23 protein-coding genes are annotated in these 21795 nt (G+C 70.7%); 14 read left to right on the forward strand and 9 right to left on the reverse strand.

Annotated features, from left to right (window positions below):
• Positions 1-23 precede the first annotated feature (23 nt).
• The 7 genes from KILIM_RS07630 to KILIM_RS07655 form a co-directional block, all read right to left on the reverse strand.
• Positions 24-686, reverse strand: coding sequence for a TenA family protein (locus tag KILIM_RS07630; RefSeq protein WP_006592078.1), 663 nt, complete (start codon positions 684-686; stop codon positions 24-26).
• Positions 683-1582, reverse strand: a complete 900-nt coding sequence (thiD, locus tag KILIM_RS07635) for a bifunctional hydroxymethylpyrimidine kinase/phosphomethylpyrimidine kinase (RefSeq protein ID WP_006592079.1) — start codon at positions 1580-1582, stop codon at positions 683-685. Before thiD ends, KILIM_RS07630 begins: the two co-directional genes overlap by 4 nt.
• A 56-nt stretch (positions 1583-1638) precedes the next feature.
• Complete coding sequence (locus tag KILIM_RS07640; protein WP_006592080.1) at positions 1639-2115, reverse strand: GNAT family N-acetyltransferase; 477 nt, start codon at positions 2113-2115, stop codon at positions 1639-1641.
• A gap of 43 nt (positions 2116-2158) precedes the next feature.
• A complete protein-coding gene (locus tag KILIM_RS07645; protein ID WP_006592081.1) occupies positions 2159-2959 on the reverse strand; it encodes an exodeoxyribonuclease III in 801 nt (266 codons plus the stop codon).
• A gap of 11 nt (positions 2960-2970) precedes the next feature.
• Positions 2971-3399 (reverse strand): HNH endonuclease signature motif containing protein, encoded by a 429-nt coding sequence (locus KILIM_RS22185; RefSeq protein ID WP_373280987.1) that lies wholly within the window; start codon positions 3397-3399, stop codon positions 2971-2973.
• Positions 3315-3920, reverse strand: coding sequence for a TrbL/VirB6 family protein (locus KILIM_RS23935; RefSeq protein WP_006592083.1), 606 nt, complete (start codon positions 3918-3920; stop codon positions 3315-3317). Before KILIM_RS23935 ends, KILIM_RS22185 begins: the two co-directional genes overlap by 85 nt.
• 211 nt (positions 3921-4131) lie before the next feature.
• Positions 4132-4710, reverse strand: a complete 579-nt coding sequence (locus KILIM_RS07655; RefSeq protein WP_006592084.1) for a DUF222 domain-containing protein — start codon at positions 4708-4710, stop codon at positions 4132-4134.
• A gap of 286 nt (positions 4711-4996) precedes the next feature.
• Between KILIM_RS07655 and KILIM_RS07660 the strand changes: the two genes are divergently transcribed.
• The 8 genes from KILIM_RS07660 (at position 4997) to KILIM_RS07695 (ending at position 12365) form a co-directional block, all read left to right on the forward strand.
• The gene (locus KILIM_RS07660; RefSeq protein WP_006592085.1) at positions 4997-6754 is read left to right on the forward strand and encodes a phenylacetate--CoA ligase family protein; all 1758 of its coding nucleotides are present in this window, start codon (positions 4997-4999) and stop codon (positions 6752-6754) included.
• Positions 6747-7187: a hypothetical protein gene (locus KILIM_RS07665; protein ID WP_006592086.1), complete on the forward strand. Its 441-nt coding sequence runs from the start codon at positions 6747-6749 to the stop codon at positions 7185-7187. Before KILIM_RS07660 ends, KILIM_RS07665 begins: the two co-directional genes overlap by 8 nt.
• Positions 7174-7677 (forward strand): hypothetical protein, encoded by a 504-nt coding sequence (locus tag KILIM_RS07670; protein ID WP_006592087.1) that lies wholly within the window; start codon positions 7174-7176, stop codon positions 7675-7677. Before KILIM_RS07665 ends, KILIM_RS07670 begins: the two co-directional genes overlap by 14 nt.
• Complete coding sequence (locus KILIM_RS07675; protein WP_006592088.1) at positions 7674-8777, forward strand: GNAT family N-acetyltransferase; 1104 nt, start codon at positions 7674-7676, stop codon at positions 8775-8777. The genes KILIM_RS07670 and KILIM_RS07675 overlap by 4 nt, the downstream gene beginning before the upstream one ends.
• Positions 8774-9886, forward strand: coding sequence for a nitroreductase family protein (locus KILIM_RS07680; protein ID WP_006592089.1), 1113 nt, complete (start codon positions 8774-8776; stop codon positions 9884-9886). The genes KILIM_RS07675 and KILIM_RS07680 overlap by 4 nt, the downstream gene beginning before the upstream one ends.
• A 167-nt stretch (positions 9887-10053) precedes the next feature.
• Positions 10054-10854, forward strand: a complete 801-nt coding sequence (locus tag KILIM_RS07685; protein ID WP_006592090.1) for an SDR family NAD(P)-dependent oxidoreductase — start codon at positions 10054-10056, stop codon at positions 10852-10854.
• Between the two features lie 10 nt (positions 10855-10864).
• Positions 10865-11440, forward strand: coding sequence for an orotate phosphoribosyltransferase (gene pyrE / locus KILIM_RS07690; RefSeq protein WP_006592091.1), 576 nt, complete (start codon positions 10865-10867; stop codon positions 11438-11440).
• Positions 11441-11585: 145 nt separating this feature from the next.
• Positions 11586-12365, forward strand: a complete 780-nt coding sequence (locus tag KILIM_RS07695; RefSeq protein ID WP_006592092.1) for a LemA family protein — start codon at positions 11586-11588, stop codon at positions 12363-12365.
• A gap of 202 nt (positions 12366-12567) precedes the next feature.
• Here the strand turns inward: KILIM_RS07695 and KILIM_RS07700 are convergent, their stop codons facing one another.
• Entirely contained in the window at positions 12568-13254 is a 687-nt protein-coding gene (locus tag KILIM_RS07700; protein WP_006592093.1) for a DedA family protein, read from the reverse strand.
• An 87-nt stretch (positions 13255-13341) separates the two neighbouring features.
• On the opposite strand from KILIM_RS07700, the gene KILIM_RS07705 reads away from it, so the two are divergent.
• Both KILIM_RS07705 and KILIM_RS07710 read left to right on the forward strand, forming a co-directional pair.
• Entirely contained in the window at positions 13342-13983 is a 642-nt protein-coding gene (locus tag KILIM_RS07705; RefSeq protein ID WP_006592094.1) for a TrmH family RNA methyltransferase, read from the forward strand.
• Positions 13984-14028: 45 nt separating this feature from the next.
• Entirely contained in the window at positions 14029-15093 is a 1065-nt protein-coding gene (locus KILIM_RS07710; protein WP_006592095.1) for a LacI family DNA-binding transcriptional regulator, read from the forward strand.
• A 30-nt stretch (positions 15094-15123) separates the two neighbouring features.
• Here KILIM_RS07710 and KILIM_RS07715 read toward each other — a convergent pair whose 3' ends face one another.
• Entirely contained in the window at positions 15124-16221 is a 1098-nt protein-coding gene (locus tag KILIM_RS07715; protein ID WP_006592096.1) for a LacI family DNA-binding transcriptional regulator, read from the reverse strand.
• A gap of 87 nt (positions 16222-16308) precedes the next feature.
• Here KILIM_RS07715 and KILIM_RS07720 point away from each other — a divergent pair, with 87 nt between their 5' ends.
• The 4 genes from KILIM_RS07720 (at position 16309) to KILIM_RS07735 (ending at position 21783) form a co-directional block, all read left to right on the forward strand.
• On the forward strand, positions 16309-17250 hold the full coding sequence (locus KILIM_RS07720; protein WP_083875988.1) for a carbohydrate ABC transporter permease: 942 nt from the start codon (positions 16309-16311) through the stop codon (positions 17248-17250).
• A complete protein-coding gene (locus KILIM_RS07725) occupies positions 17247-18113 on the forward strand; it encodes a carbohydrate ABC transporter permease (protein WP_006592098.1) in 867 nt (288 codons plus the stop codon). The genes KILIM_RS07720 and KILIM_RS07725 overlap by 4 nt, the downstream gene beginning before the upstream one ends.
• 101 nt (positions 18114-18214) lie before the next feature.
• Entirely contained in the window at positions 18215-19444 is a 1230-nt protein-coding gene (locus tag KILIM_RS07730) for an ABC transporter substrate-binding protein (protein WP_006592099.1), read from the forward strand.
• A gap of 182 nt (positions 19445-19626) precedes the next feature.
• Positions 19627-21783 (forward strand): beta-galactosidase, encoded by a 2157-nt coding sequence (locus tag KILIM_RS07735; RefSeq protein ID WP_006592100.1) that lies wholly within the window; start codon positions 19627-19629, stop codon positions 21781-21783.
• Positions 21784-21795 lie beyond the last annotated feature (12 nt).

Here is a 21795-nt window from a genome sequence, read left to right on the forward strand (position 1 = left end):
GGCTAGGCAGGGTGGGCGAGCGGTCAGACGGGCCAGGTCTCCCGACGCCAGGCCGCGTCCCAGAACATCCACTCGTACCGGGCGGCGGTGACGAACGCGCGAGTCATCCGCTGCCGCACCCCTTCGTCGGCCGCCTGCGCGAGCCGGTCGACGATCTCGCGCGCCCGGGCGGTGGAGGCGGCGAACTCGGGATCGCCGTAGGCGGCGATCCAGTCGCCGTACGGATGCTCGGACAGTCCGCCGCGCGCTTCGACGACCGCCTTCATGCGCGTGCCGACGTCGTCGTAGATCCAGAAGCACGGCAGCACGCCGGCCGCCAGCGCCGGGTAGCACCCCTGCGCGGAGTGCGCGAGCAGGTAGGACGTGTAGGCGGTGCACGTCGGCGAGGGCTGGCCCAGATCATGCAGGCCACGCTCGACGTGCGCGGCGTGGAGTTCGCGCTCCACGACGACGGTCTGGCGGGCCGACTCGGCCCAGAACACCATGTCGCCGGGGTCGGTGGCCTGCGCGGCGCACGCGGCGAGCGCCCGGCCGTAGTCGGCGAGGTAGAGCGCGTCCTGGGCCATGTAGTAACCGAATCGGTCGGCGTCCAGTGATCCGTCGGCCAGGCCGGTGACGAACGGCAGCTCGTCGATGGCGGTGCGGATGGGCTCGATGGTCTGCCAGAGCTGGTCGACGAAGCTCACGGGCGCCTCCAAATCTCGTGGAAGTGGTGGACCGGGCCGCTGCCCGACCCGACGTACAGGGTGTCGCCGGCCGCAAGCGCCCCAGAGAGCCAGGTCTTGGCGTCGCGCACCGTCGTCGGCCAGTCGTCGCGTTGCGGGCGCAGCGCCGCCAATGCCGAGGAGAGGGTGCAGCCGGTGCCGTGGGTGTTGCTCGTCTCGATCCGCTCGCCCTCGAAAACCGTGACCCGCTGCTCACCGCCACTGCCACCGGTGTCGGTGTCGGTGCCGTCGCCGGTGGCGGGTTCGGCGAGCACGTCGGTGGCGTCCTGCACCCCGTGCCCGCCCTTGACGAGCACGGCCGTCCCGCACGTTCGCGCGAGGGCACGGGCCTGCTCGGTGAGGCCGTCGAGGTCACCCGCCGGAGCGACGTCCAGCAGCACCGCGGCCTCGGGCAAGTTAGGGGTCACCAGATCGGCGAGCGGAAGCAGGTCGCGCACGGCGTCGACGGCCGCCTCGTCGAGCAGCCGGTCGCCGCTCGTGGCGACCATGACCGGGTCGAGCACGATGTACGGCGGACGCTCCAGCCGGCGTTGCGCGCGCAGGAACTCGCCGACCGCCCCGGCGATGGCGGCGTCGGCCAGCATGCCGATCTTGATCGCGTCGATCCGCAGGTCGGCGGCCAGGGTGTCGAGCTGGGCCGTGACGAACCCCGGCGGGACGACGTGCACTCCCGTGACGCCGCGGGTGTTCTGGGCGGTCAGCGCGGTGATCGCGGCGGTGCCGTAGGCGCCCAAGGCGCTGAACGTCTTGAGGTCGGCCTGGATGCCCGCCCCGCCGGAGGGGTCGCTCCCGGCGATCGACAGCGCGATCGGGGGTGCCCCGGCCGGGCGGGAGATGGGAGGGGCGTCGTCGGTCATGGCGTCAGGATTCCTCTGGTTGGGGATTCATGGCGATGGGTGTCCGGTGTCCGCAGTCAGCGACCGGCCATCTCCTCGAGGGCTTGCCCGGAGATCCGAAACACCTGCTGCTCGGCGAGCCGACGGGCGCCGAGGCCCCGGTAGAAGCCGATGGACGACTCGTTCCACTGCGCGACGTGCCACTCCAGGCGGGGTGCGCCGCGCTGCTCGCACTCGCGAGCCAGCTCGGCCAGCAGCGCCAACCCGAGCCTGGCGCCGCGATGCTCCGGTTCGACGAACAGGTCCTCGAGCCAGATGCCGTTGCGCCCGGTCCAGGTGGAGAACGACGGGTACCACACGGCCATCCCGACGACCCGCGGCCCGACCTGCGCGACGTGTGCGAACACGCTGGGAGCGCGATCGGTCGGGAAGAGGGCCGCGAGCAGATCTGCCTCGGTGGCTACGGCCTCGTGCCGGTGATTCTGGTAGTCGGCGAGCTCGCGGATCAGACGCACGAGGTCAGGGACGTCACTAGGTGTGGCGCGGCGGATCACCTGCCCACGCTATCGGGCGTGGCGCCCCGCGAGGAGGGCACGGTCACTCCTCCGGCCGCAGTTCGACGATCACCGGGGCGTGGTCGCTGGCGCCCTTGCCCTTGCGCTCCTCCCGATCGATGAGCGCATCTTCGACGCGGGCCGCGAGCGCCGGTGAGCCGAGCGCGAAGTCGATCCGCATGCCGCGGCGTTTCTGGAAGCTCAGCTGCGTGTAGTCCCAGTACGTGTAAACCCCGGGCCCCGGATGCAGCGGCCGGACGACGTCGGCGAAGCCCGCGTCGACGACCCCCTCGAAGGCGGCCCGCTCGGGCGGGGAAGTGTGGGTACGGCCCTCGTAGTACGGCAAGGACCACACGTCCTCGTCGCGGGGCGCGACGTTCCAGTCGCCCATGAGCACGATCTGGGTCTGCGGGTCGCCCGCGAGCCACTCACGGCCCGCATCGGCCAGCCGCCCCAACCAGTCGAGTTTGTACGCCAGGTGCGGGTGCCCCAGCTCCCGGCCGTTCGGCACGTACAACGACCAGATGCGCACCCCGCCGCAGGTGGCGCCGAGCGCGCGGGCCTCGGCGACCGGCTCCGGCTCGCCCCACGTCGGCATCTGCTCGAAGCCGACCTGCACGTCGGCGAGCCCGACCCGCGAGACGATCGCCACTCCGTTCCACTGATTGAGGCCGTGCGCGGCGACCTCGTAGCCGGCCTGCTCGAAGGGGAGCAGCGGGAACTGGTCGTCCCGGCACTTGGTCTCCTGCAACGCCAGCACGTCGAGGTCGTGCCGTTGCAGCAGCGCGACGGCGCGGTCGACGCGGGTGCGGATCGAGTTGCAGTTCCAGGTCGCGATCTTCACGAGACGACACCCTAGGCCCGGCCGCCGACAAGGTTCGCGGGCTGGCTGCGGCGGACGAATTCGACGTTGCGGGCGTACATGCGTTCTCCGGTGGGTCCGGTGTAGGGCTTGCCGGCGGGCAGTGGTTCGGCGCGGTGGCGAGGTGGGGGGTGCCTATAGGTGATCGGTTTGCCGTCGTTGGTGCTGCGGAAGCGCACGGCGTCGGGGTGATCGTCGGGCAGGTCGGCGTTGCCGGTGATGGTGAATTCGCCGCGGTGGTGGGCGTCGTGGTGCCCGGGGCACAAGCAGAGGAGGTTGCACGTGTCGGTGGGACCGCCGCGCATCCAGTGGACGATGTGGTGTTTCTCGGTGTGCCCTATCGCGGGGCAGCCGGGTAGCGGCAGCCGCGGTCTCGGTCGTCGAGCAGGCGGCGTACGCGTTGGGGCACGGTGCGGTGGGATCGCCCGACGTTGACGGGCGTGCCGTGGGTTTCCCAGACGGGTTGCAGTAGGCCGTCGCAGGTCATTTTCTCCACGATGTGAGCGGGGAGGCGGGGCTGGCCGGTGAGCCAGCCCCCGTCGGTGTCCAGATGGATGTACACGCGGTAGTGATCACGCCGCGCTGATGAATCGACCGCGGCGAGGGCTCGCTGGGTCAGCTCGGCCAGTCCCTCGGCCAGACTCACCCGGGGTTTTCCTTCTCGCTCGTCGCAGGCGTCGGTGACGTTGGCCCCGACCCGCTGCGAATCCAGGTTTGGGAAGGCCCGCCCCCACGGATACGCGTCGCCCAGGAAAGCGCCGCCTCGACCTGTGGCGCCGTGAGCAGCACCCGAGTCAGCAGCACCCGAGTCAGCAGCACCCGAGTCAGCAGCACCCGAGCCAGTGGCGCCCGAGTCAGTGGCGCCGGAGTCGGCGGTGTCGGAGTCGGCTGCGCCGGCGCGAGTCCCACTGGCGTCACTGGCACCGGAGCCAGCTGCCTCCATGTCGGCTGCGTCGACCTCCGTGGGTTCGGACGAGTCAGCGGCGTTGACGGCGTCGGCGGGCCTGGCGGGCGGCGTGCCGTGTCGGCGGGTGCGGTCGCGGGCACCGCTCTTGGCTGCTGCGTCGTGGCCCCCTTCGTGGCCCGCTTCGTCGTCGGTGGCCTCGGGCAGGTCGGTTTGGCCGGTATGGCGTCGCCAGATGGCGTCGGTGGCTTCACGGACAGAGGCTTCGATGAAGGGCGCCGATGTCGCTGGGCGCGTTGTAGTGCAGGTAGAAGCGGCCGAGGCGGTGGTGCATGGTCAACCGCGGCGGAGCCACGGGTTGCGGCTGGTCAAGCGGCGGCGGCGTGAAGGAGCCCCCAGTGTCTCCAGAGTCGTCGGCGGGGTGCGTGTGGAAGGAACTGCGGGAGGCGGCGCGAGTCACCTGAGGCACCGTGGCGTGCCGCGCGAGCTTAGCGACGGACTCCTCAAACTCGGGCGGGACGTGGCGGGCGATCGGGGTGGCCTGCTCGATGGAGATCTCACCGCTGGCCATCGTGGCCATCGTCGCGGGCAGCTCGTGTGCGCGTTTGGCCAGCTCCACCACTTGGCAGGCGCGGGCCCGGGACAGTCCAGCGCGCAGCATGAGCCAGTGGGTCGGGGACAGGATGCCGCCACCGGCCCACGCGCCGGTTTCGATGAGCTCGGCTGTCGCCTCCACCAATTGCGCGTGGGCCCTGTTCAGCACGCCCACGACCTGCGAGACGCACTCATTGAGGCGCTCGCTGGCAGTGGGAAGGGCGCTGACAGTCATAGTGAAATCATACATTTGATCGACTCGCAGTGGAAGGGCTTTGCGGGGTTGCGGAGCAGAACTGGCGGCCTGGAGCGGCTCTAAGGCAGTCCGCTCGTGAGCTGAAGTGACCTGTGGGCCGACCCTAGGGGCGAGCACCGACAAGATTCACCGGCCACACTGCCTCCGGTCGGGTGCGCTCTCCCGCTGCCCCGCCTTCGATCGGGCGCGCCCGCCACGCAGGCCGGCTCGGATGAGTAGAACGACGGATGTGCCTTGTCGGTGGGGCCGTTTACCGTCAGGTGTCATGAACGGCGGCATGGACGAGGACGTCACGGACGACGGGGCCCGGCGCACCCCGAGCGGTCTCGGCAGGAGGGGGCCGGGGCCGGTCGGGATGCGCGCCGAGCCCACCGATGCGGTCGGCCATGTGTGGCACAGCCCGCCCCTGCGGCACGTACGCCGCGGTGGGCTGCGGGTGGCGGCCAAGGCGCTCAGCGGTGTCTACTCCCTGCACAAGACGCACCCGGCGCTGTGGCGCTTCACCGCGACCCACTACACGCCCCGGATGGGCGAGCTGGCCCGCCTGCACGCGTGGATGACGTGCCAGATGGCCAACCTGCACGTGCCCGCCTACCAGCGGCACCTGCACGAGCACGGCTTCGAATTCGCCTGGTGGGACCTCGCGGCCTTTCCGGTGACGACCAAGGACAACTACGTGCGCCGCCACGACGACGCCGACCGGTGTTGGCACGGCCGGTTGGAGTCGCGCGGCACGACCGTCGATGAGTCCTCGGGCAGCTCCGGCACCCCGTACAACTGGGTGCGCGGCCGCAACGAACTGTCCGACATCCACCGCAATGTCGCCGGGTTCACCTCGTTGGTGCATCGCGGGCAGGAGCCACTGTTCGTCATCAACGCGTACTCGATGGGGGCGTGGGCGACCGGCACGAACACCGGCATCGCGATGGCGCGCATCGCGATGGTCAAGAACACCGGGCCCGACCTGGAGAAGATCGTCGACACCCTGCTGCACTTCGGCCCGGGCTTCACCTACATCGTCACGGCCTATCCGCCGTTCCTCAAAGACCTGCGCGACCGCCTCGACGCGATCGGCTTCGACTGGGCCTCCTTCGGTATCCACGGCCTTGTCGGCGGCGAAGCGATGACGGAGGGGCTGCGCGACTACTGCGAGCAGCGCTTCGACACCGTGCGCTCCGGCTACGGCGCCAGCGACCTGACGATCGGCATCGGCGGCGAGACCAATCTGAGCGTCTGGCTGCGGCGAGCCATCGCGGCCGACGACGACCTGCGTGCCGCAGTGTTGGGCCCCGACGAGACCCGACTGCCGATGATCTTCCAGTACAACCCGCTGGAGACCTACCTGGAGACGACGCCCGAGCGGGAGCTCGTCTGCACCCTCACCTCGACCTCCGTGCTCGCGCCGAAGCTGCGTTACAACATCGGCGACGAGGCGCTGCTCCTGACGTGGAGCGATCTGCAGACCATCGTGAGCAGTAGGCCGGAGTGGTCCGGCCCCGCTCAGGCGGCGTTCGCCAAGGAGCGGATGAAGCTCCCGCTGCTGTTCGTCTACGGTCGCGCCGACGCGACGATTTCGTTCATGGGCGCCAACATCTACCCCCAGGATGTCGAAAACGGACTCTACGCCGACGCGTCGGCTGCCGCGTCGATCGCGGCCTTCACCCTCGCCCTGGAGGACGATCCCGCGGCGGCCGCCGACGCGGTCGCCGGGGTCGACCAGCAGCCCGTCGTACACATCCTGCTCCGGCCAGGGCACGGGCTCGACGAAGTGCAGCGGGCGCAGTTCGCGCAGACATGCCGCGCCGGGTTGGTGACCTATCTCGCCCGCGTCAGCCGCGACTTCGCCCAGTCGCTGGAGGAGAGCGAGCGCACCGCCGACATCCGCATCGAACTACACGAGGAGGGCCAGGGTCCGTTCGCCGACGACACCGCGCGGATCAAGCGGGTCTACCTGCAGCGCGCCCCCTCGCCCGCGGAGGCGCAGCAGCCGTCGCGGGCCGATCGCGAGGCCGATCATGGCTGAGCGCGGGCTTTTCGGGCTGGCCGACAGCGACGCGGTGTTCGTCGGTGCGAGCCGCTATCGGGGCCCGCACTCGTGGGCAGTCCTGGCGCCGCGCTGGCGACGGATGACGGCCCAGATGGCGCGGCTACCGGGTTACCGGACGCACCGCGTGTACTACGCGCTGCCGTTCACGCTCGGCACGATCGGCGCGTTCGCGCGGCTCGACGACCTGCTGCGATTCGCCCGCAGCGGGGAGCACCGTGCGCTGATGGAGTGGGTCACCGATGGCACCCGCAACGCCAGCGGGGGCTACATCCGCATCTTCCGATCGATCCCGACAGCGGGCGATGCCCCGGAGGTGGAGGGGTTGAGTTCGGTGCCCCGCCCGGTGACAGGGTCGGCGGGGGCAGCGGGCGCAGCGGGGACCGCGGGGGTGGCAGATGCGCACGACTGACTTCTCGGCCGCACCGCGCCTCGCGCAGGCCGAGGCGATGCTGGCCGGTGGGCAGCGGTACGCGTCGGTGCGGATGCTGGCGTCGGCGCTGCCGCGCTGGCGGCGGCTGATCGGGGACCTGCGGCGGGCGCCGGGCTACTGCGCGCACCGGCTCTACGTCGAGCGGCCGCGCACCGTGGGGCTGCTGGCCTGGTTCGACACCACCGAGGAGTTGCAGCACGCGCTCCAGGGCTCCGAGCACGAGTGGTTCACACACAACTCCGTGGGGAGTGCAGCCGCTGGTGCGGCCAGCAGGGGAGTGACCGAACGGTTCATGCGGATCTTCGCCGCCGACCCGCACGGCTACAGCAACGGTGTCTGGCGCGCTGAAGACCAGCGGATGGCCCATGAGGAACGGTTCACGCCGTTGAGCACCGAACGCCAGGCCCCGAAGGTCCGACGGTCCGCCCGCCTGCGATCGGTGCCCGGGCCGGCCGCGGATCGCCGATGACTGCCGGGCTGCGCGTCGAACCGGTCCGCACCCGGGTGCAGCTGCGCGAGTTCATCGAGCTGCCGTTGCGCGTGCATCCGGCCGGGATGGCGGTGCCCTTGTGGCAGCGCACGATCCAGGCGTGGCACGACCGCCCCGACGTCGAGCTGTGGGTGGCTCGCGACGCCACCGGCACCGTCGTCGGTCGCACGACGCTGCACACCGACCGCCGCATGGACGAGCGGATCGGTGGCCCCACCCTGCTCCTGGGCGCCACGGAGATGGCCAGCCCGGCCGCGTTCGCCGCTCTCGTCGAGCACGCTCGCGCCCAGGCGGCCACCCGCGGGTGCGCGCACCTGCTGGGGCCGGTCAGCCTGTTGCCGAACCAGACCGGCGGGGTCATCACCTCCGGCTGGGGAGAGCGGGGATTCGTCGATTCACCGTGGAACCCGGCCTGGTACCCCGACGTGTGGGAGGCCGCGGGATTCACACGGTGCTTCACCGGAGCCACCTGGATCTGCGAGCGGTTGGACGCGGTCGGCTCCGACGCTTTCGGTGCGGCCGACGCCCCGCCGGGCGTCACTCTCCGGTACGGGTCGCGGAGCGACCTGGGCACCCAGGTGCCGATGCTGCGCGACCTGCTCAACGACAGCTTCGCGCAGCTGCCGTACTACACCCAGATCACGGCGCAGGAGATGGCGGAGGCGACCGACGGGTTGGCGCACCTGCTCGACGAGCGGTTGCTGATCTGGGTCGAGGCCGACGGGGAGCCGGCGGCGTTCGTGCTCGTGGTCCCCGACCTGTCGCGTTTCGTCATGTCGGTCGACGGTCGCCTCGGTCCCCTGGAGGCGGTGCGGCTGCTGGCGACGCGGCACCGCTATCGGCGGGAGGCGGTGCTCATCGTCAAGGGCACCCGGCCGCAGTTTCAGGGCCGCGGGCTCAACCGGCTGCTGTCCCGCGAGCTGCTGGCCGGCCTGCACGCCGGTGGGTACGAGACGCTGCGCTCGACGTTCGTCGGTGACGACAACCCCGCGTCGGCCGCCCAGTACGAGCGGATGGGCGGACGCCCGCTGCACGGCACGACCTTCTACCGCCTCGACCTGCCGTCGGAGTCGCCATGACCGCAGCCAGCACCGACGCAACAGACGACGCCGGTTGGATCGGCGACCTGCGCGCCAGCCAGGAGCTGTGGAGCCGTGCGCCGAGCGCCCACAACACCCAACCGTGGCGGCTGCGCGTCGACGGCGAGCAGGTGGAGTTGGGCTGGGACCCGGCGCGGACCCTACCCGTCACCGACGCCACCGGCCGTGACCTGCGGCTCAGCCTTGGGGCGTTCGCCGAAGCGATCCGGCTGGTGCTGGCCGACCCGCTGCACGGCGGCCACGACCTCGCGCTGGCCTGGTCGTGGGACGAGCCGGGGCAGGTCGCCGGGTTGCTGCGCCGGGAGCCTGACGGCGGCCCATCGGGCGATGTGTCGGGCCGAGGCCGGCCGGATGCCGCCGAGGTGCCGGGGAACGTGGTGTCGACCAGTCCTGCTGTGGGTGAGTTCGCGCCGAGCGCCGCCGAGGTCGCGGCGCGGCGCACCCACCGCGGGGATTACGTCGCCGGCCCGGACGGCATCGACGCGGTCGCGGCGTTGGCGGCGGGTCTGACGGAGGCAGGCCGCAGACTCGGGGTCGGCCTGCTGGCAGTCGATCCCGCGCTGGCGACCGACTTGGTTCGCGTCGCCGACCGCGAGCAGTTCGAGGATCCGGCGGCAGCCGCGGAGCTGACTCGCTGGCTGCGGTGGCGTTCGAGCAGTCGGCGGCTGCGGACCGACGACGGGCTCGGACACGAGGCGCTGCTGCTGCCCGCCTGGCAGGTCGCGGCGCTGGCGCGAGTGCTGCGGCCGCGGCTCCACCCGGCAGCTCGCCGCATGCGGGTGCTGCGCACGCTCGCCCGGTTCGCCAGCGCCGCCCGGCCCGGAGCGCTTCTGGTGCTGCACGCACCCGCCCACCTGTCACCTGAGCGAGAGTGCGCTCTCGGGGCCGACCTGCTGCGCCTGTGGCTGCTCGCAGGCCGCCACGGCTGGTCCGTGCACCCGTGGAGCCAACTGCTCGACGTGCCTGACACGCAGGCCGTGCTGACCAGGGCGGTGCCGCCGGGCCAGCGCCCGTACGCGGTCTTCCGGGTCGGGATCGCGCGCGGCCTGGCCCCACCGTCGCCGCGCCGCACCGACATCTGGGGTTGAGGAGCCCAGCCCAGCAACGGGACACAGGGTGACCCGACGGAGCACAGGGCATCAGGTGTGTCCGGTCGGGTCAGGCCGTGTCCCGTTGCGATGGGGCATGCCCCGTCGCGCTCGGCCCGGCCCACTGACGTCTCGGCTACGAGGACGGCGACGTAGCGTGTCGTGGCATGAGCACTGCACTGATCACGGGGGCCAGCGCGGGGCTCGGCGCGCAGTTCGCCAACACGCTGGCCGCACGGGGGCACGACCTGGTGCTCGTGGCGCGCAACGTCGAGGCGTTGGAGGCACTGGCGGGGCAGCTGCGCGAGGCCGCCGGGGTGCGGGTCGAGGTGCTGCCCGCCGACCTGGCGGACCGGCAAGCGCTGCAGGTCGTTGCCGATCGCGTCGCCGGCGACGGGCCGCCCGGGGGAGCAGGCCAGGTCGACCTCCTAGTCAACAACGCTGGCTTCGGGCTGCGCACGGCGTTCCTACAGTCCGATGTCGCCGACGAGGAGAAGGCCCTCGACGTCATGTGCCGGGCAGTGCTGGTGCTTTCGCACGCGGCCGGGCGCGCCATGTCGCAGCGCGGGCACGGCGGCATCCTCAACGTCGCCTCGGTGGCGGCGTTCGTGCCCGGCGGCAGCTACTCGGCGGCCAAGGCGTGGGTCACGACCTTCACCCAAGGCCTGGCCAACGACCTCGCCGCCCACGGGGTGCTCGTCAGCGCGGTGTGCCCCGGCTTCACCCACACCGAGTTTCATCAGCGGGCCCAGATGAACATGTCGCGGCTGCCGGAGTTCGCCTGGTTGGAGGCCGACCAGGTCGTCGACGTCGCCCTGCGCGACCTCGCCCGCGGCCGGGCGATCAGCGTGCCCGGAGCCCCGTACAAGGCGCTGACCGCGCTGCTGCAGGCCACCCCACCGGGGCTGGCCTCCCGCGCCACCTTGGCCTTGGGGCGTCGCCGCCGCTCCCGCAAAAGGGCGCACTAAGGTAGCGGCCGTGACCGACTCCAGCACGACCTCCGCCGACCTACCCGCCGCCCGCGAGCGCCTCCAGCAGCTCATCAAGGACAAAGCCGTCATCCACGGCCGCGTCACCCTCTCCTCGGGCAAAGAGGCCGACTACTACGTCGACCTGCGCCGCGTCACCCTCGACGGCGAGGCGTCGCCGCTGGTCGGAGCGGTGCTGCGCGATCTGGTCGCCGACCTGGAGTTCGACGCCGTCGGCGGCCTGACGATGGGTGCCGACCCGGTCGCGACCGCCATGCTGCACGACGCCGCGGCTCACGGTGAGCGCCTCGACGCGTTCGTCGTCCGCAAGGCCGAGAAGGCCCACGGGCTGCAGCGGAGGATCGAGGGCCCGGACATCACGGGTCGACGGGTGCTCGTGGTCGAAGATACCTCCACGACCGGCGGCTCCGCGCTGACGGCCGTCGAAGCGTGCCGGGAGGCGGGGGCCGACGTCGTTGCGGTGGCCGTCATCGCCGACCGCTCCACCGGCGCCCAAGAGCGCGTCGAGGAGGCGGGGCTGCCCTACCGATTCGCCTACGGTCTGGGCGATCTCGGCCTCGCCTGAGCTGCCCGCACGAGGGAGTCCGCGACCTCTGCGCGGGGCCGGAACACCCTGCCCTCACCGGGGCCGCCAGCAGCGCCACTGACCGTTGTCGGTGTGCCCGCGTAGGATCGGGACGAACCCGCCTCCGACCTACAAGGGGTTGTCCGTGTCCATCGGTCTCATCATTCTGCTCATCGTCCTGCTGGTCGTCGTCGGCGGCGTCATCTGGGGCTTCTCCGGCTACAACGGTCTGGTCGCTTCCCGCAACCTCGTGCAAGAGGCGTGGCGGCAGATCGACGTCGAACTCAAGCGTCGGCACGACCTCATCCCCAACCTCGTCGAGACGGTCAAGGGCTACGCCTCGCACGAGGCGGGCACGCTCGAGGCCGTCATGAAGGCCCGCTCGCAGGCCATCCAGGGTGGGGATTCCCCGACGGCCGCCTCGCAGAACGAGGGTGAACTCAGCCAGGCGCTGGGCCGCCTCATGGCGATCAGCGAGGCCTACCCCGACCTGAAGGCCAACGCCAACTTCACCGCCCTGCAGCAGGAGCTGTCCTCCACCGAGGACCGCATCGCCTCCGGGCGGCGCTACTACAACGCCACCGTGCGCGACCTCAACACCAAGGTCGAGTCGGTGCCCACCAACTTCCTGGCGCGCATGGGCGGCATCGGCAAGGAGCCGTACTTCGAGGCCGAGCCCGCTGCGCAGAACGTTCCCCAGGTCAGCTTCGGCCAGGGTGGCGGCACCGTCGCCGGTCCGGGCCAGGGCGGCCAGGGCTACCAGCAGGGGCAGGCCCAGGGCATCGGTGGCAACGAGCCGGGCCAGCTCTCCGGCGGTTACGACGCCAACCGCGGCCTGGGGCAGGGCTACCAGCCGAGCCCCATCCAGGACGAGCGCCAGCCCGGCCAGGCGCGCCCGGCAGACCCCGAGGCCCAGGGGCGCTGACCCTCGGTCGACACCCCATTTGGTCGACACCCCATTGGTCGACGCCGGCCGCCGGCACCGCTGGGCGTCGGCGCCAGCCGGCCGATCGGCCTCACCCAACGCAACGGACTCCCGCTGCCCAAGGGGGGCGGCGGGAGTCCGTGAGGGTTCAGGGTGAGCCGTCGGCCGCAGGTGTGACTTCGGGCGTCTATGAGTTCGGGCGTCAGGGGTTCTCGGGCTGGCGATGGGCGGCGACGACGTCTTGGCCGGCCGTGATCGCCTCTTCCACGATGGCGTGGGTGCGGCGCTTGTGCGCGATGAACTCGATCGCCATCGGGAGCAGCGAGATGAGCACGATCGTCAGGATCGCGGCCTCGAGGTGATCGTGGATGAACTGGATGCCGCCGAGGAAGTAGCCGAGCAGTGTGATGCCGGTCGCCCAAAGGATCGCGCCGACCGCGCTCCAGGTGAAGAACCGGCGGCGGTCCATGCGGCCGACGCCCGCGACGACGGTGATGAACGTGCGCACCACCGGCACGAATCGGCCGATGACCAGGGCCCGGTTGCCGTGCTGCTCGAAGAACGCCGTGGTCTGCTCGAAGTACTTGCGCTTGAGAAAGCGGCCGTCGCGCTCGTAGAGCGGGGCGCCGATGGCACGACCGATCTCGTAGCCGACGACATTGCCGGCGAGGGCCGCTACCGAGAGCGCGACGCAGGCGACGACGATGGAAACCGGGATGTCGCCGCGGCTGATGAACATGCCGGCGGCGAACAGAAGCGAGTCACCCGGCAGCAGCGGGAAGAGGAGGCCGCATTCGATGAAGATGATCGCGGTGCTGACCCAGAAGAAGCTCGCCCCGAAGTGGGTGAGCAAGAACTGGGGGTCCATCCAGTCGATGGTGGGTGGCACGAACACACCACCAAAGCTACGGGAGCGTGACACCCACCCAGTGGTCTCTCTCAGCGCGCTGTCAGCGACTCTGCCGCGGGGCGCTCGATGAGTGAGGTGGTCGGCGTCGGTCCCCACCCGCAGCCCTGGCCCACCGCCGACCACTTCGACCCCGAGCTGCTGGGCGCGGGCGACCGCCGCAACGTCGTGGACGGCTACCGCTACTGGCGGCACGAGGCGATCGTCGCCGACCTCGACACCCGCCGGCACGAGCTGCACATCGGCGTCGAGAACTGGGGCCACGACTTCAACATCGGGTCGGTGATCCGCACGGCGAACGCGATGAACGTGGCCGCCTTCCACATCGTCGGCAAGCGCCGCTGGAATCGTCGCGGCGCGATGGTCACCGACCGCTACCAGCACGAGCACCATCACCCCGATGTCGCCGCGCTGGTCGACTGGGCCGCCGGTCAGCCCGGCGACGGGCCGGGGGAGTCGCTGCCGATCCTCGGGGTCGACAACGTGCCGGGTTCGGTGCCGCTGGAGACCTATCGCCTGCCGCGTCGCTGCCTGCTGCTGTTCGGCCAGGAAGGCCCCGGCCTGACCCCCGAGGCGCTCGCCGCCTGCCGCGACGTGCTGGAGATCGCCCAGTTCGGCTCGACCCGCTCGATGAACGCCGGCGCCGCGGCCGCCATCGCCATGCACGCCTGGGTCCGCGCGAACGTCTTCGGGCAGACCCTCGGCGACTGAACCTGTCGCCGCAGATCGTCGGGCTACGGCCCGTACGCTGACCTGGTGAGTCCACGGACGAAACTGGCGGATGTCGCGGCGCGGGCCGGCGTTTCTCTGTCGGCGGTCTCGCTGGTCATCAACGGCAAGGACGCGGGCAATATCGCCGCCGACACCCGCGAGCGCATTCTGACGGCGGCCCGCGAGCTCGACTACCGCCCGAACTCCGTGGCGCAGTCGCTGCGCCGGCAGCGCTCGCACGCACTGGGCCTGGTCACCGACCACATCGCGACCTCCCCGTTCGCCGGACGCATCGTCGCGGGGGCCATGGACGTCGCGGCAGCCAATGGTTACGTGCTGCTGCTGGTCGACACGGACACCCAGCACGAGCGCGAGCAACAGGCCATCGCCGAACTGACCCGCCGTCAGGTCGACGGGCTGCTCTACGCCACGATGGGCCACATCCAGCTAGCAGCGCTGCCGAGTACGACGCTGCCGCTTGTGCTGGCCAACTGCTACATCCCGGAGGCCGTGGCTCCGGCCGTCATCCCCGACGACATCGGCGGAGGACGCCGTGCGGCGGAGCATCTGCTCAGGCTGGGCCATCGCCGCATCGTCATGCTCTCGGGCCCGGGAGCCGAGGCGGGCGACGCCGGTAACATCTCGGGACCGCTTCGGGAGAAGGGTTTTCGGGCCGCTCTGGAGTCGGCTGGACACCCCGAGCCAGCCGCCGCGGTGCGCATCTTCGGGTGGGACATGGACGATGGATATCGCGGCGCCATGAGCGTCCTGGCCGACGCCTCCGGCCGGCCGCTGCCGCCGAACGAACGGCCGACTGCGATCTTCGCCATCACCGACCGCGCTGCCTCCGGGGTGGCCTTCGCCGCTGCCACCCTCGGCCTGCGAGTGCCGCACGACCTGTCCCTCGTGGGTTTCGACGACCAGGAGCACCTGGCCGAACGGCTCACCCCGCCGCTGACGACCCTTGCCCTGCCGCACCGGGCGATGGGGGAGCAGGCCGCCACCATTCTGCTCGACCAGTTGAGCGGCACCCCGCCGGAGCCCAACCTGCTGCGGCTCCTGCAATGCCCGCTCATCGAACGCGCCTCCACCACCGCGCCGGCCGACTGACCCTGGCACCCAACCGATCTCGTCTGAACGCTAGCCCCGCGGCGGCCCCTGATCGGGGGTCGCGGCGGTGAAGCCGGGCGGTGGCGCGGTGCTCGAGCGCACGACCAGCTCGACCGGGATGATGGTGCGCTCGGTGCGAACCCCCTGTTCGATCTCTCTGACGAGAGAGGTCACGCAGGCCACGCCGACGCGGTCGAAGGACTGGTGCACGGTGGTCAGGGGAGGGATGAAGTTCGCCGATTCCGGCATGTCGTCGTAGCCGACGACGCTGATGTCGTTCGGCACGCGGCGGCCGGCCTCGTCGAGGCCGCGCAGGAGGCCTAGGGCCATCTGGTCGTTGGCGGCGAAGACCGCGGTGACCCCCGGCTCGGCGGCGATCCGCCGCGCGGCCTCGTAGCCGGACTGCGCGCTCCAGTCGCCGCGGATCACCGGGGGGATGGTCCGTCCGTGCCGGCTCAGGGTCTCGCGCCACTGGTTTTCGCGGGCGTCCGCGGGGTGGCTGTCTTGCGCACCCGCGAGATGCCAGACCGTCTCGTGACCCAGGTCGAGCAGGTGCTCGACCGCGAGGCGGGCCCCGAGCCGCTGATCGTTGTCGACGACGGTGTAGCTCGACTCCTGGTCGGTGTCGACGAGGATGGCGGGAAGCCCTGGCGGAAACTCGATGCGGGCGCGATCGAGGGTCGAGGCCTCGACAAGGAGGACGACGCCGTCGGTCCCCTCGATGAGGCTCTCGAAGGCCTGGGACACCGCCTCGATGGTGGGCACGCCGAGCGGTCGCAGTGTGACGAGGTAGCCGACGCGGGCCGCTTCGAGGGTGATCGCGTTGGCGGTCCGCGTGTTTCCGTAGGACTCGAGGTCGAGGACCATGAGGCCGAGGCTGCGGAAGCGCCCCGACTTCAGGGCGCGGGCCGCGCGATTCGGGCGATATCCGAGGTCCTCCATGGCCGTGACGACCCGGTCGCGGGTCGCCGGGTCGACGTTCGTGCGGCCGTTGACGACCCGGGACACCGTCTGGCTCGAGACGCCGGCGAGCTCAGCCACCTGCGTCATCGAGGGCCCGCGACCGGGGCGGCCCCCTCGGGCGGGCTGGGGACGGCGTTCGGCCGATTCGGCGGACGGCGATGTCATGTGAGATTTCTACCATGTTTGCGTTGACATCGCCCGTCGAGTCTGCCATGTTTGCGATCACACGGAGCTGACAGTGAGGTCGATTCGATGACAACGATGGCGCGCGACACCGTCGCACCACAGCGCAAGAGCGGGGGCCCCAGCGGGCTCAGCCGCCCGAGCCGCAGGCGCGGCCGATGGCAGGGCTGGATGTTCGTCGGCCCCTTCATGGGCGTCTTCGCGCTGACCTTCCTGGCGCCGGTGGCCTATGCGCTCTACCTCAGCCTCTTCCGGGACCGGCTCATCGGCGGCGTCTCGTTCGTCGGACTGTCGAACTACGCGCAAGCGCTGGCCGACCCCAAGCTGCACGAAGGAGCGCTGCGGGTCGGGCTCTTCCTCGTGGTCCAGGTGCCGATCATGCTCGGCCTCGCGCTCGTCGCCGCCCTTGCCCTGGACTCCCCGAGGCTCGCGGGCCGGGCACTCTTTCGCATCGGGCTCTTCTTGCCGTATGCCGTGCCGGGCGTCGTCGCGGTGCTCATGTGGGGCTACATCTACTCCCCGCGCATGGGGTTATTGGCCGACCTCAATGCGGCGCTCGGGCTGGGGGCCGACCCGTTCTCGGCCCAATGGATTCTCGTGGCGATCGGCAATATCGTCACGTGGGAGTTCCTCGGCTACAACATGCTGATCTTCTACTCCGCGCTCAGTTCGATCCCGCTGGAGCGCTATGAGGCGGCCGCGCTCGACGGCGCCGGACCGCTGCGCACCGTCTGGAGCATCAAGCTTCCCGCACTACGCGGGGCCATCGTCATCGCGACGATCTTCTCGATCATCGGCAGTTTCCAGCTCTTCAACGAGCCGAACATTTTGCGCTCTTTTGCGCCCAGCCTGATCACGACGTTCTACACGCCGAACATGTACGCCTACAACCTCAGCTTCTTCGGCCAGCAGGTCAACTACGCGGCGACGGTGGCGATCGTCATGGGCGTGATCACCGCCGTCATCGCCTACATCGTGCAACTACGTGGCAGCCGAGAGGACCTTCGATGAGCACCCCGAGCCAGCTTTTCAACCCCAAGTCATCCAAGCTCCTCACCGCGATGATGGCGATCTTCCTGCTCTACGCCTTTCTACCGTTGGTCTGGCTGCTCATCAGCTCGACGAAGACCCAGGAGGCGTTGCTCGGCTCGTTCGGCCTGTGGTTCTCGGGGCCGTTCGCGCTGTTCGACAACGTGGCGCAGACGCTGACCTACAACGACGGCATCTTCCTGCGCTGGTTCGCCAACACCCTGCTCTATGTGCTGGCCGGGGCCGGGGGCGCCACCCTGCTGGCCACCATGGCCGGCTACGGCCTGGCGAAGTACTCCTTCCCCGGCAAGCGCGCGGTCTTCGCCGTGGTGTTGGGTGCCATCGCCGTGCCGGGCACTGCACTGGCGGTGCCGACCTTCCTCATGTTCAGCCACCTCGGCCTGACCAACACGATCTGGGCGATCATCATCCCCTCGCTCATCTCGCCTTTTGGTCTCTATCTCGTGTGGGTTTACGCGATCGATGCCGTGCCCGTGGAGCTTCTCGAAGCGGCCCGGGTGGACGGTGCGGGCGAACTGAGGACCTTCTTCACGATCTCACTGCGACTGCTCGCCCCAGGTGTGGTGACCGTCGCGCTCTTCTCCATCGTCGCCGTGTGGAACAACTACTTTCTGCCGCTCATCATGCTCAACGATCCGAACCTCTTTCCCCTGACGATCGGCCTGACGCAATGGAGCGCGCAGGCGACCGGGGTCGGCTCCGACCCGATCTTCCACCTCGTTATCACCGGATCGGTCCTGACGATCATCCCGATCGTGCTCGCCTTTCTCCTATTGCAGCGCTATTGGCAGTCCGGCCTCGGTGCCGGCGGCGTCAAGGGCTGAACAACGCGCTGCGCAACACACCGCGCCAACGAGACAACTCGAACAAGAACTCCCTGAGCACGACGCCCAAAGCCACCTGGGCGCTACGAAAGGAAATCACCATGAACAACCGAATCCTCGCGCGCGCCCTGGCCACGACGGCCGTCCTCGCGGTCCTCGGCACGACGGCCGCCTGCGGTGGCGGCGGCTCGAACCCTGCCGCGACGGGCGGTGCGGGCGCGGCGAACCCCGACTCCCAGGCCGCGATCGACGCGGCTCTGGCGCAGGGCGGCAAGCTCACCTATTGGACGTGGACCCCGCAGGCCAAGGCCCAGGTGGCCGCCTTCCAGAAGGCCTACCCCAAGGTCGAGGTCACCCTGGTCAACACGGCCTCCGCCAGCGACAACAACCTCAAGCTGCAGAACGCGATCAGCGCCGGCTCGGGCGCACCCGACGTCGTGCAGCTCGAATACCAGTCGCTGCCGCAGTTCGTGCTCAAGCAGAGCCTCGTCGACCTCACCGAGTACGGCTTCGGCGACCTCAAGGACCTCTACACGCCCTCCACCTGGGGCGCCGTGACCCAGGGCGGCGTCTGGGGGCTGCCGCAGGACTCCGGCCCGATGGCCCTCTTCTACAACAAGCGCGTCTTCGACAAGCACAAGGTCGCCGTGCCGAAGACCTGGGACGAGTACGTCGCCGCCGGGCGCACGCTGCACGCGGCCGACAAGAGCATCTACATCACCAACGACGCCGGCGGCGACGCGGGCTTCGGCACCTCGATGATCTGGCAGGCGGGCGGTCGCCCGTTCAAGGTCGACGGGGAGAACGTCGCGGTGAACCTGCAGGACGAGGGCACCAAGAAGTGGGCCGCGACGTGGAACACGCTCGTCTCCGAGGGGCTCATGAGCCAGATCTCCGGCTGGAGCGACGAGTGGTTCGCCGGCCTGGCCGACGGCAAGATCGCCACGCTGCCTATCGGGGCGTGGATGCCCGGCGTCCTGGAGTCCGGCGCGAAGGGCGGAGCCGGTGACTGGGCGGTCGCCCCGATGCCGACCTACGACGGCGGCGCCCCCGTGACGGCCGAGAACGGCGGCAGCTCCCAGGTCGTCGTCAAGCAGTCGGCCAACCCCGCTCTGGCGGCCGGCTTCCTGCGCTGGCTCAACTCCTCCGACGAGTCCATCGACGTGTTCCTCGCCGGCGGCGGCTTCCCGGCGACGGTCAAGCAGCTCAACGCGCCGGCCTTCCTCGAGGCCAAGTCCGCGTACTTCGGCGGCCAGCAGATCAACAAGGTGCTCGTCGACGCCGCGAAGTCGGTCGGCACCGGCTGGCAGTACCTGCCGTGGCAGGGCTAGGCCAACAGCATCTACGCCGACACCGTCGGCAAGGCCTACCTCGCCAAGACCGACATCAACGCCGGCCTGGCGGCCTGGCAGGAGCAGAACGTCACGTACGGCACCGAGCAGGGCTTCACCGTCGCCAAGTGACGACGCGCGACCCACGAGACATCCAGACACCGATTTCGCCGGAGGTATTCATGAGAGCGGCGCCCGCGCCCGAACCGCCACGCCTGCCCGCCATGCTCGGGGCGGGGTTCGCCTACGGGGCGGACTTCAACCCCGAGCAGTGGGACGACGCGGTCCTGACCGACGACATCCGCCTCATGCAGGAGGCCGGGGTGAGCGTCGTGACGCTCGGCGTCTTCTCCTGGTCCCACCTCGAGCCGCGGCCGGGGGAGTTCGACACCGGCTGGCTGCGTCGGGTCATGGACGCCCTGCACGAGGCCGGGATCGGCGTCGACCTCGCGACGGGGACGGCCTCGCCGCCTGCCTGGCTCGGGGCGGAGCACCCGAGCACGCTGCCGGTCACGCCCGACGGGCGGACGCTGTGGTGGGGGTCGCGTCAGCAGTACAACCCGAGCAGCGCGATCTTCCGTGAGCGCGTCCACCTGCTCGTCGAGCGGATGGCGCAGGACTTCGCCGATCACCCCGCGCTCGTCGCGTGGCACGTCGGCAACGAGTACGCCTGCCACGTCTGGGAGAGCGCCGACGAGGAGTCGGCCGAGCGCTTCCGGGAGTGGCTGCGCCGCCGCTACGGATCGTTGGACGAGGTCAACCGGGTGTGGGGCACGGCGTTCTGGTCGCAGCGGCTCTCCACGTGGGCGGAGGTCATCCCGCCGCGCCCGACTCCGACGTTCCAGAACCCGCACCGGCTCACCGACTGGCGGGCGTTCTGCTCCGACGCCCTCCTCGAGCTGTACCTCCTCGAGCGCGACATCCTGCGCAGCGCCAACCCGGCCATCCCCATCACGACGAACTTCATGGGGCTCTTCGGGCCGGTCGACTACTGGGAGTGGGCGCGGCACGTCGACTTCGTGAGCAATGACTCCTACCCCGACCCGGCCGACCCGCGCGGTGCCCGCACCTTCGCCTTCGAGTGCGACCTCATGCGCTCCCTGGGGCAGGGGCGCCCGTGGATCCAGATGGAACAGGTCACCTCGGCGGTCCAATGGCGCGGCCGCAACGCGGTGAAGCGGCCGGGTCAGTACGAGCTGTGGTCGCTGGGGGCCGTCGCGCGGGGTGCCGACGGCATCCTCAACTTCCAGTGGCGGCAGTCGGTCGCCGGCGCGGAGACCTGGCACGGCGCGATGGTGCCGCACGCCGGCCCGGCGAGCCGCACCTGGGCGGAGGTGACGTCGCTCGGCGCGACCCTGCGCGCCCTCGCCGATGTGCGGGGGAGCGAGGTCGAGGCGCAGGTCGCGATCCTGTGGGACTGGCGCAGCGCGTGGGCCCAGGAGGACGCGCTCGGCCCGATCGACCAACGCGCCGCCCACGACGGCGTGCGCGCCTGGCACGCCAGCCTCTTCGAGCGCGGTCACCTCGTCGACCTGGCCCATCCCGGTCAGGACCTCACCGGGTATCGGGTCGTCGTCGTGCCCTCGCTCTATCGGCTCGAGGAAGCCCACGTCACCCGCCTCGCGGAGGCGGTCCGCGCCGGGGCGCAGGTCGTCGTCACCTACCTCACGGGGCATGTCGACGCCGACGGGCACGCGGTGCTCGGCGGCTACGCGGGGGAGTTGAGTGAGCTGCTCGGCGTGCGGGTCGTCGACCTCTCCCCGCGCGCCGTCGATGTCCAGCCCCTCGTGCCGAGCCGGACGGGCGGGCCGGGCGGACCGGCCGAGCCGCTCGACCCGGGCGTCGATCGGATCTCCGCCGCCGTCGGGGCGCCGGGGGCCGAGCGGGGGATCGCCCTGCGGGGCCCCGACGGCGCGGCCTGGGCTGGGGGCGGCATCGGCTGGTCCGAGGTCGTGCACGTCGAGGATGCCGACGGCTCGCCGGTCGAGATCATCGCCACCTTCGACTGCACAGATCTGCGTGGCGACCCGGCGGTCACCGTGCGGGGCGCGCCGCAGGGGGGTGCTGGCTGGTACGTCGGGACCGACCTCGATGCTCGCGGTCGCGACCGGCTCCTCGACCTCGTCCTCGGCCGTGCCGGGATCACCGGATCGTCGTTGCCTCCCGGAGTCGAGCGGCGGGATCGCGGTGGCGTCACCTTCTGGTTCAACCACGGGGACCAGGCGGTGCGCCTCGACGAGGTGCGCGGCGTGGACGTCCGATCCGGAGTCGCCGTCGAGGGCCTGCACCTCGCGCCCCGCACCTGCGCCCTCGTCCGGGCGAAGGGCCGGCACGAGTAGTCGTTCTCCGAC

The organism is Kineosphaera limosa NBRC 100340, from assembly GCF_000298215.1.
Classification (GTDB): domain Bacteria; phylum Actinomycetota; class Actinomycetes; order Actinomycetales; family Dermatophilaceae; genus Kineosphaera; species Kineosphaera limosa.

Excerpts from the sequence above, each read along its gene's own strand:
- thiD (WP_006592079.1), bottom strand. The coding sequence starts at position 1,582 with ATGACCGACGACGCCCCTCCCATCTCCCGCCCGGCCGGGGCACCCCCG.
- KILIM_RS23935 (WP_006592083.1), bottom strand. The coding sequence starts at position 3,920 with ATGGAGGCAGCTGGCTCCGGTGCCAGTGACGCCAGTGGGACTCGCGCC.
- KILIM_RS07655 (WP_006592084.1), bottom strand. The coding sequence starts at position 4,710 with ATGACTGTCAGCGCCCTTCCCACTGCCAGCGAGCGCCTCAATGAGTGC.
- KILIM_RS07660 (WP_006592085.1), top strand. The coding sequence starts at position 4,997 with ATGAACGGCGGCATGGACGAGGACGTCACGGACGACGGGGCCCGGCGC.
- KILIM_RS07665 (WP_006592086.1), top strand. The coding sequence starts at position 6,747 with ATGGCTGAGCGCGGGCTTTTCGGGCTGGCCGACAGCGACGCGGTGTTC.
- KILIM_RS07670 (WP_006592087.1), top strand. The coding sequence starts at position 7,174 with ATGCGCACGACTGACTTCTCGGCCGCACCGCGCCTCGCGCAGGCCGAG.
- KILIM_RS07675 (WP_006592088.1), top strand. The coding sequence starts at position 7,674 with ATGACTGCCGGGCTGCGCGTCGAACCGGTCCGCACCCGGGTGCAGCTG.
- KILIM_RS07680 (WP_006592089.1), top strand. The coding sequence starts at position 8,774 with ATGACCGCAGCCAGCACCGACGCAACAGACGACGCCGGTTGGATCGGC.
- KILIM_RS07685 (WP_006592090.1), top strand. The coding sequence starts at position 10,054 with ATGAGCACTGCACTGATCACGGGGGCCAGCGCGGGGCTCGGCGCGCAG.
- KILIM_RS07705 (WP_006592094.1), top strand. The coding sequence starts at position 13,342 with ATGAGTGAGGTGGTCGGCGTCGGTCCCCACCCGCAGCCCTGGCCCACC.
- KILIM_RS07715 (WP_006592096.1), bottom strand. The coding sequence starts at position 16,221 with ATGACATCGCCGTCCGCCGAATCGGCCGAACGCCGTCCCCAGCCCGCC.
- KILIM_RS07720 (WP_083875988.1), top strand. The coding sequence starts at position 16,309 with ATGACAACGATGGCGCGCGACACCGTCGCACCACAGCGCAAGAGCGGG.
- KILIM_RS07725 (WP_006592098.1), top strand. The coding sequence starts at position 17,247 with ATGAGCACCCCGAGCCAGCTTTTCAACCCCAAGTCATCCAAGCTCCTC.
- KILIM_RS07730 (WP_006592099.1), top strand. The coding sequence starts at position 18,215 with ATGAACAACCGAATCCTCGCGCGCGCCCTGGCCACGACGGCCGTCCTC.
- KILIM_RS07735 (WP_006592100.1), top strand. The coding sequence starts at position 19,627 with ATGAGAGCGGCGCCCGCGCCCGAACCGCCACGCCTGCCCGCCATGCTC.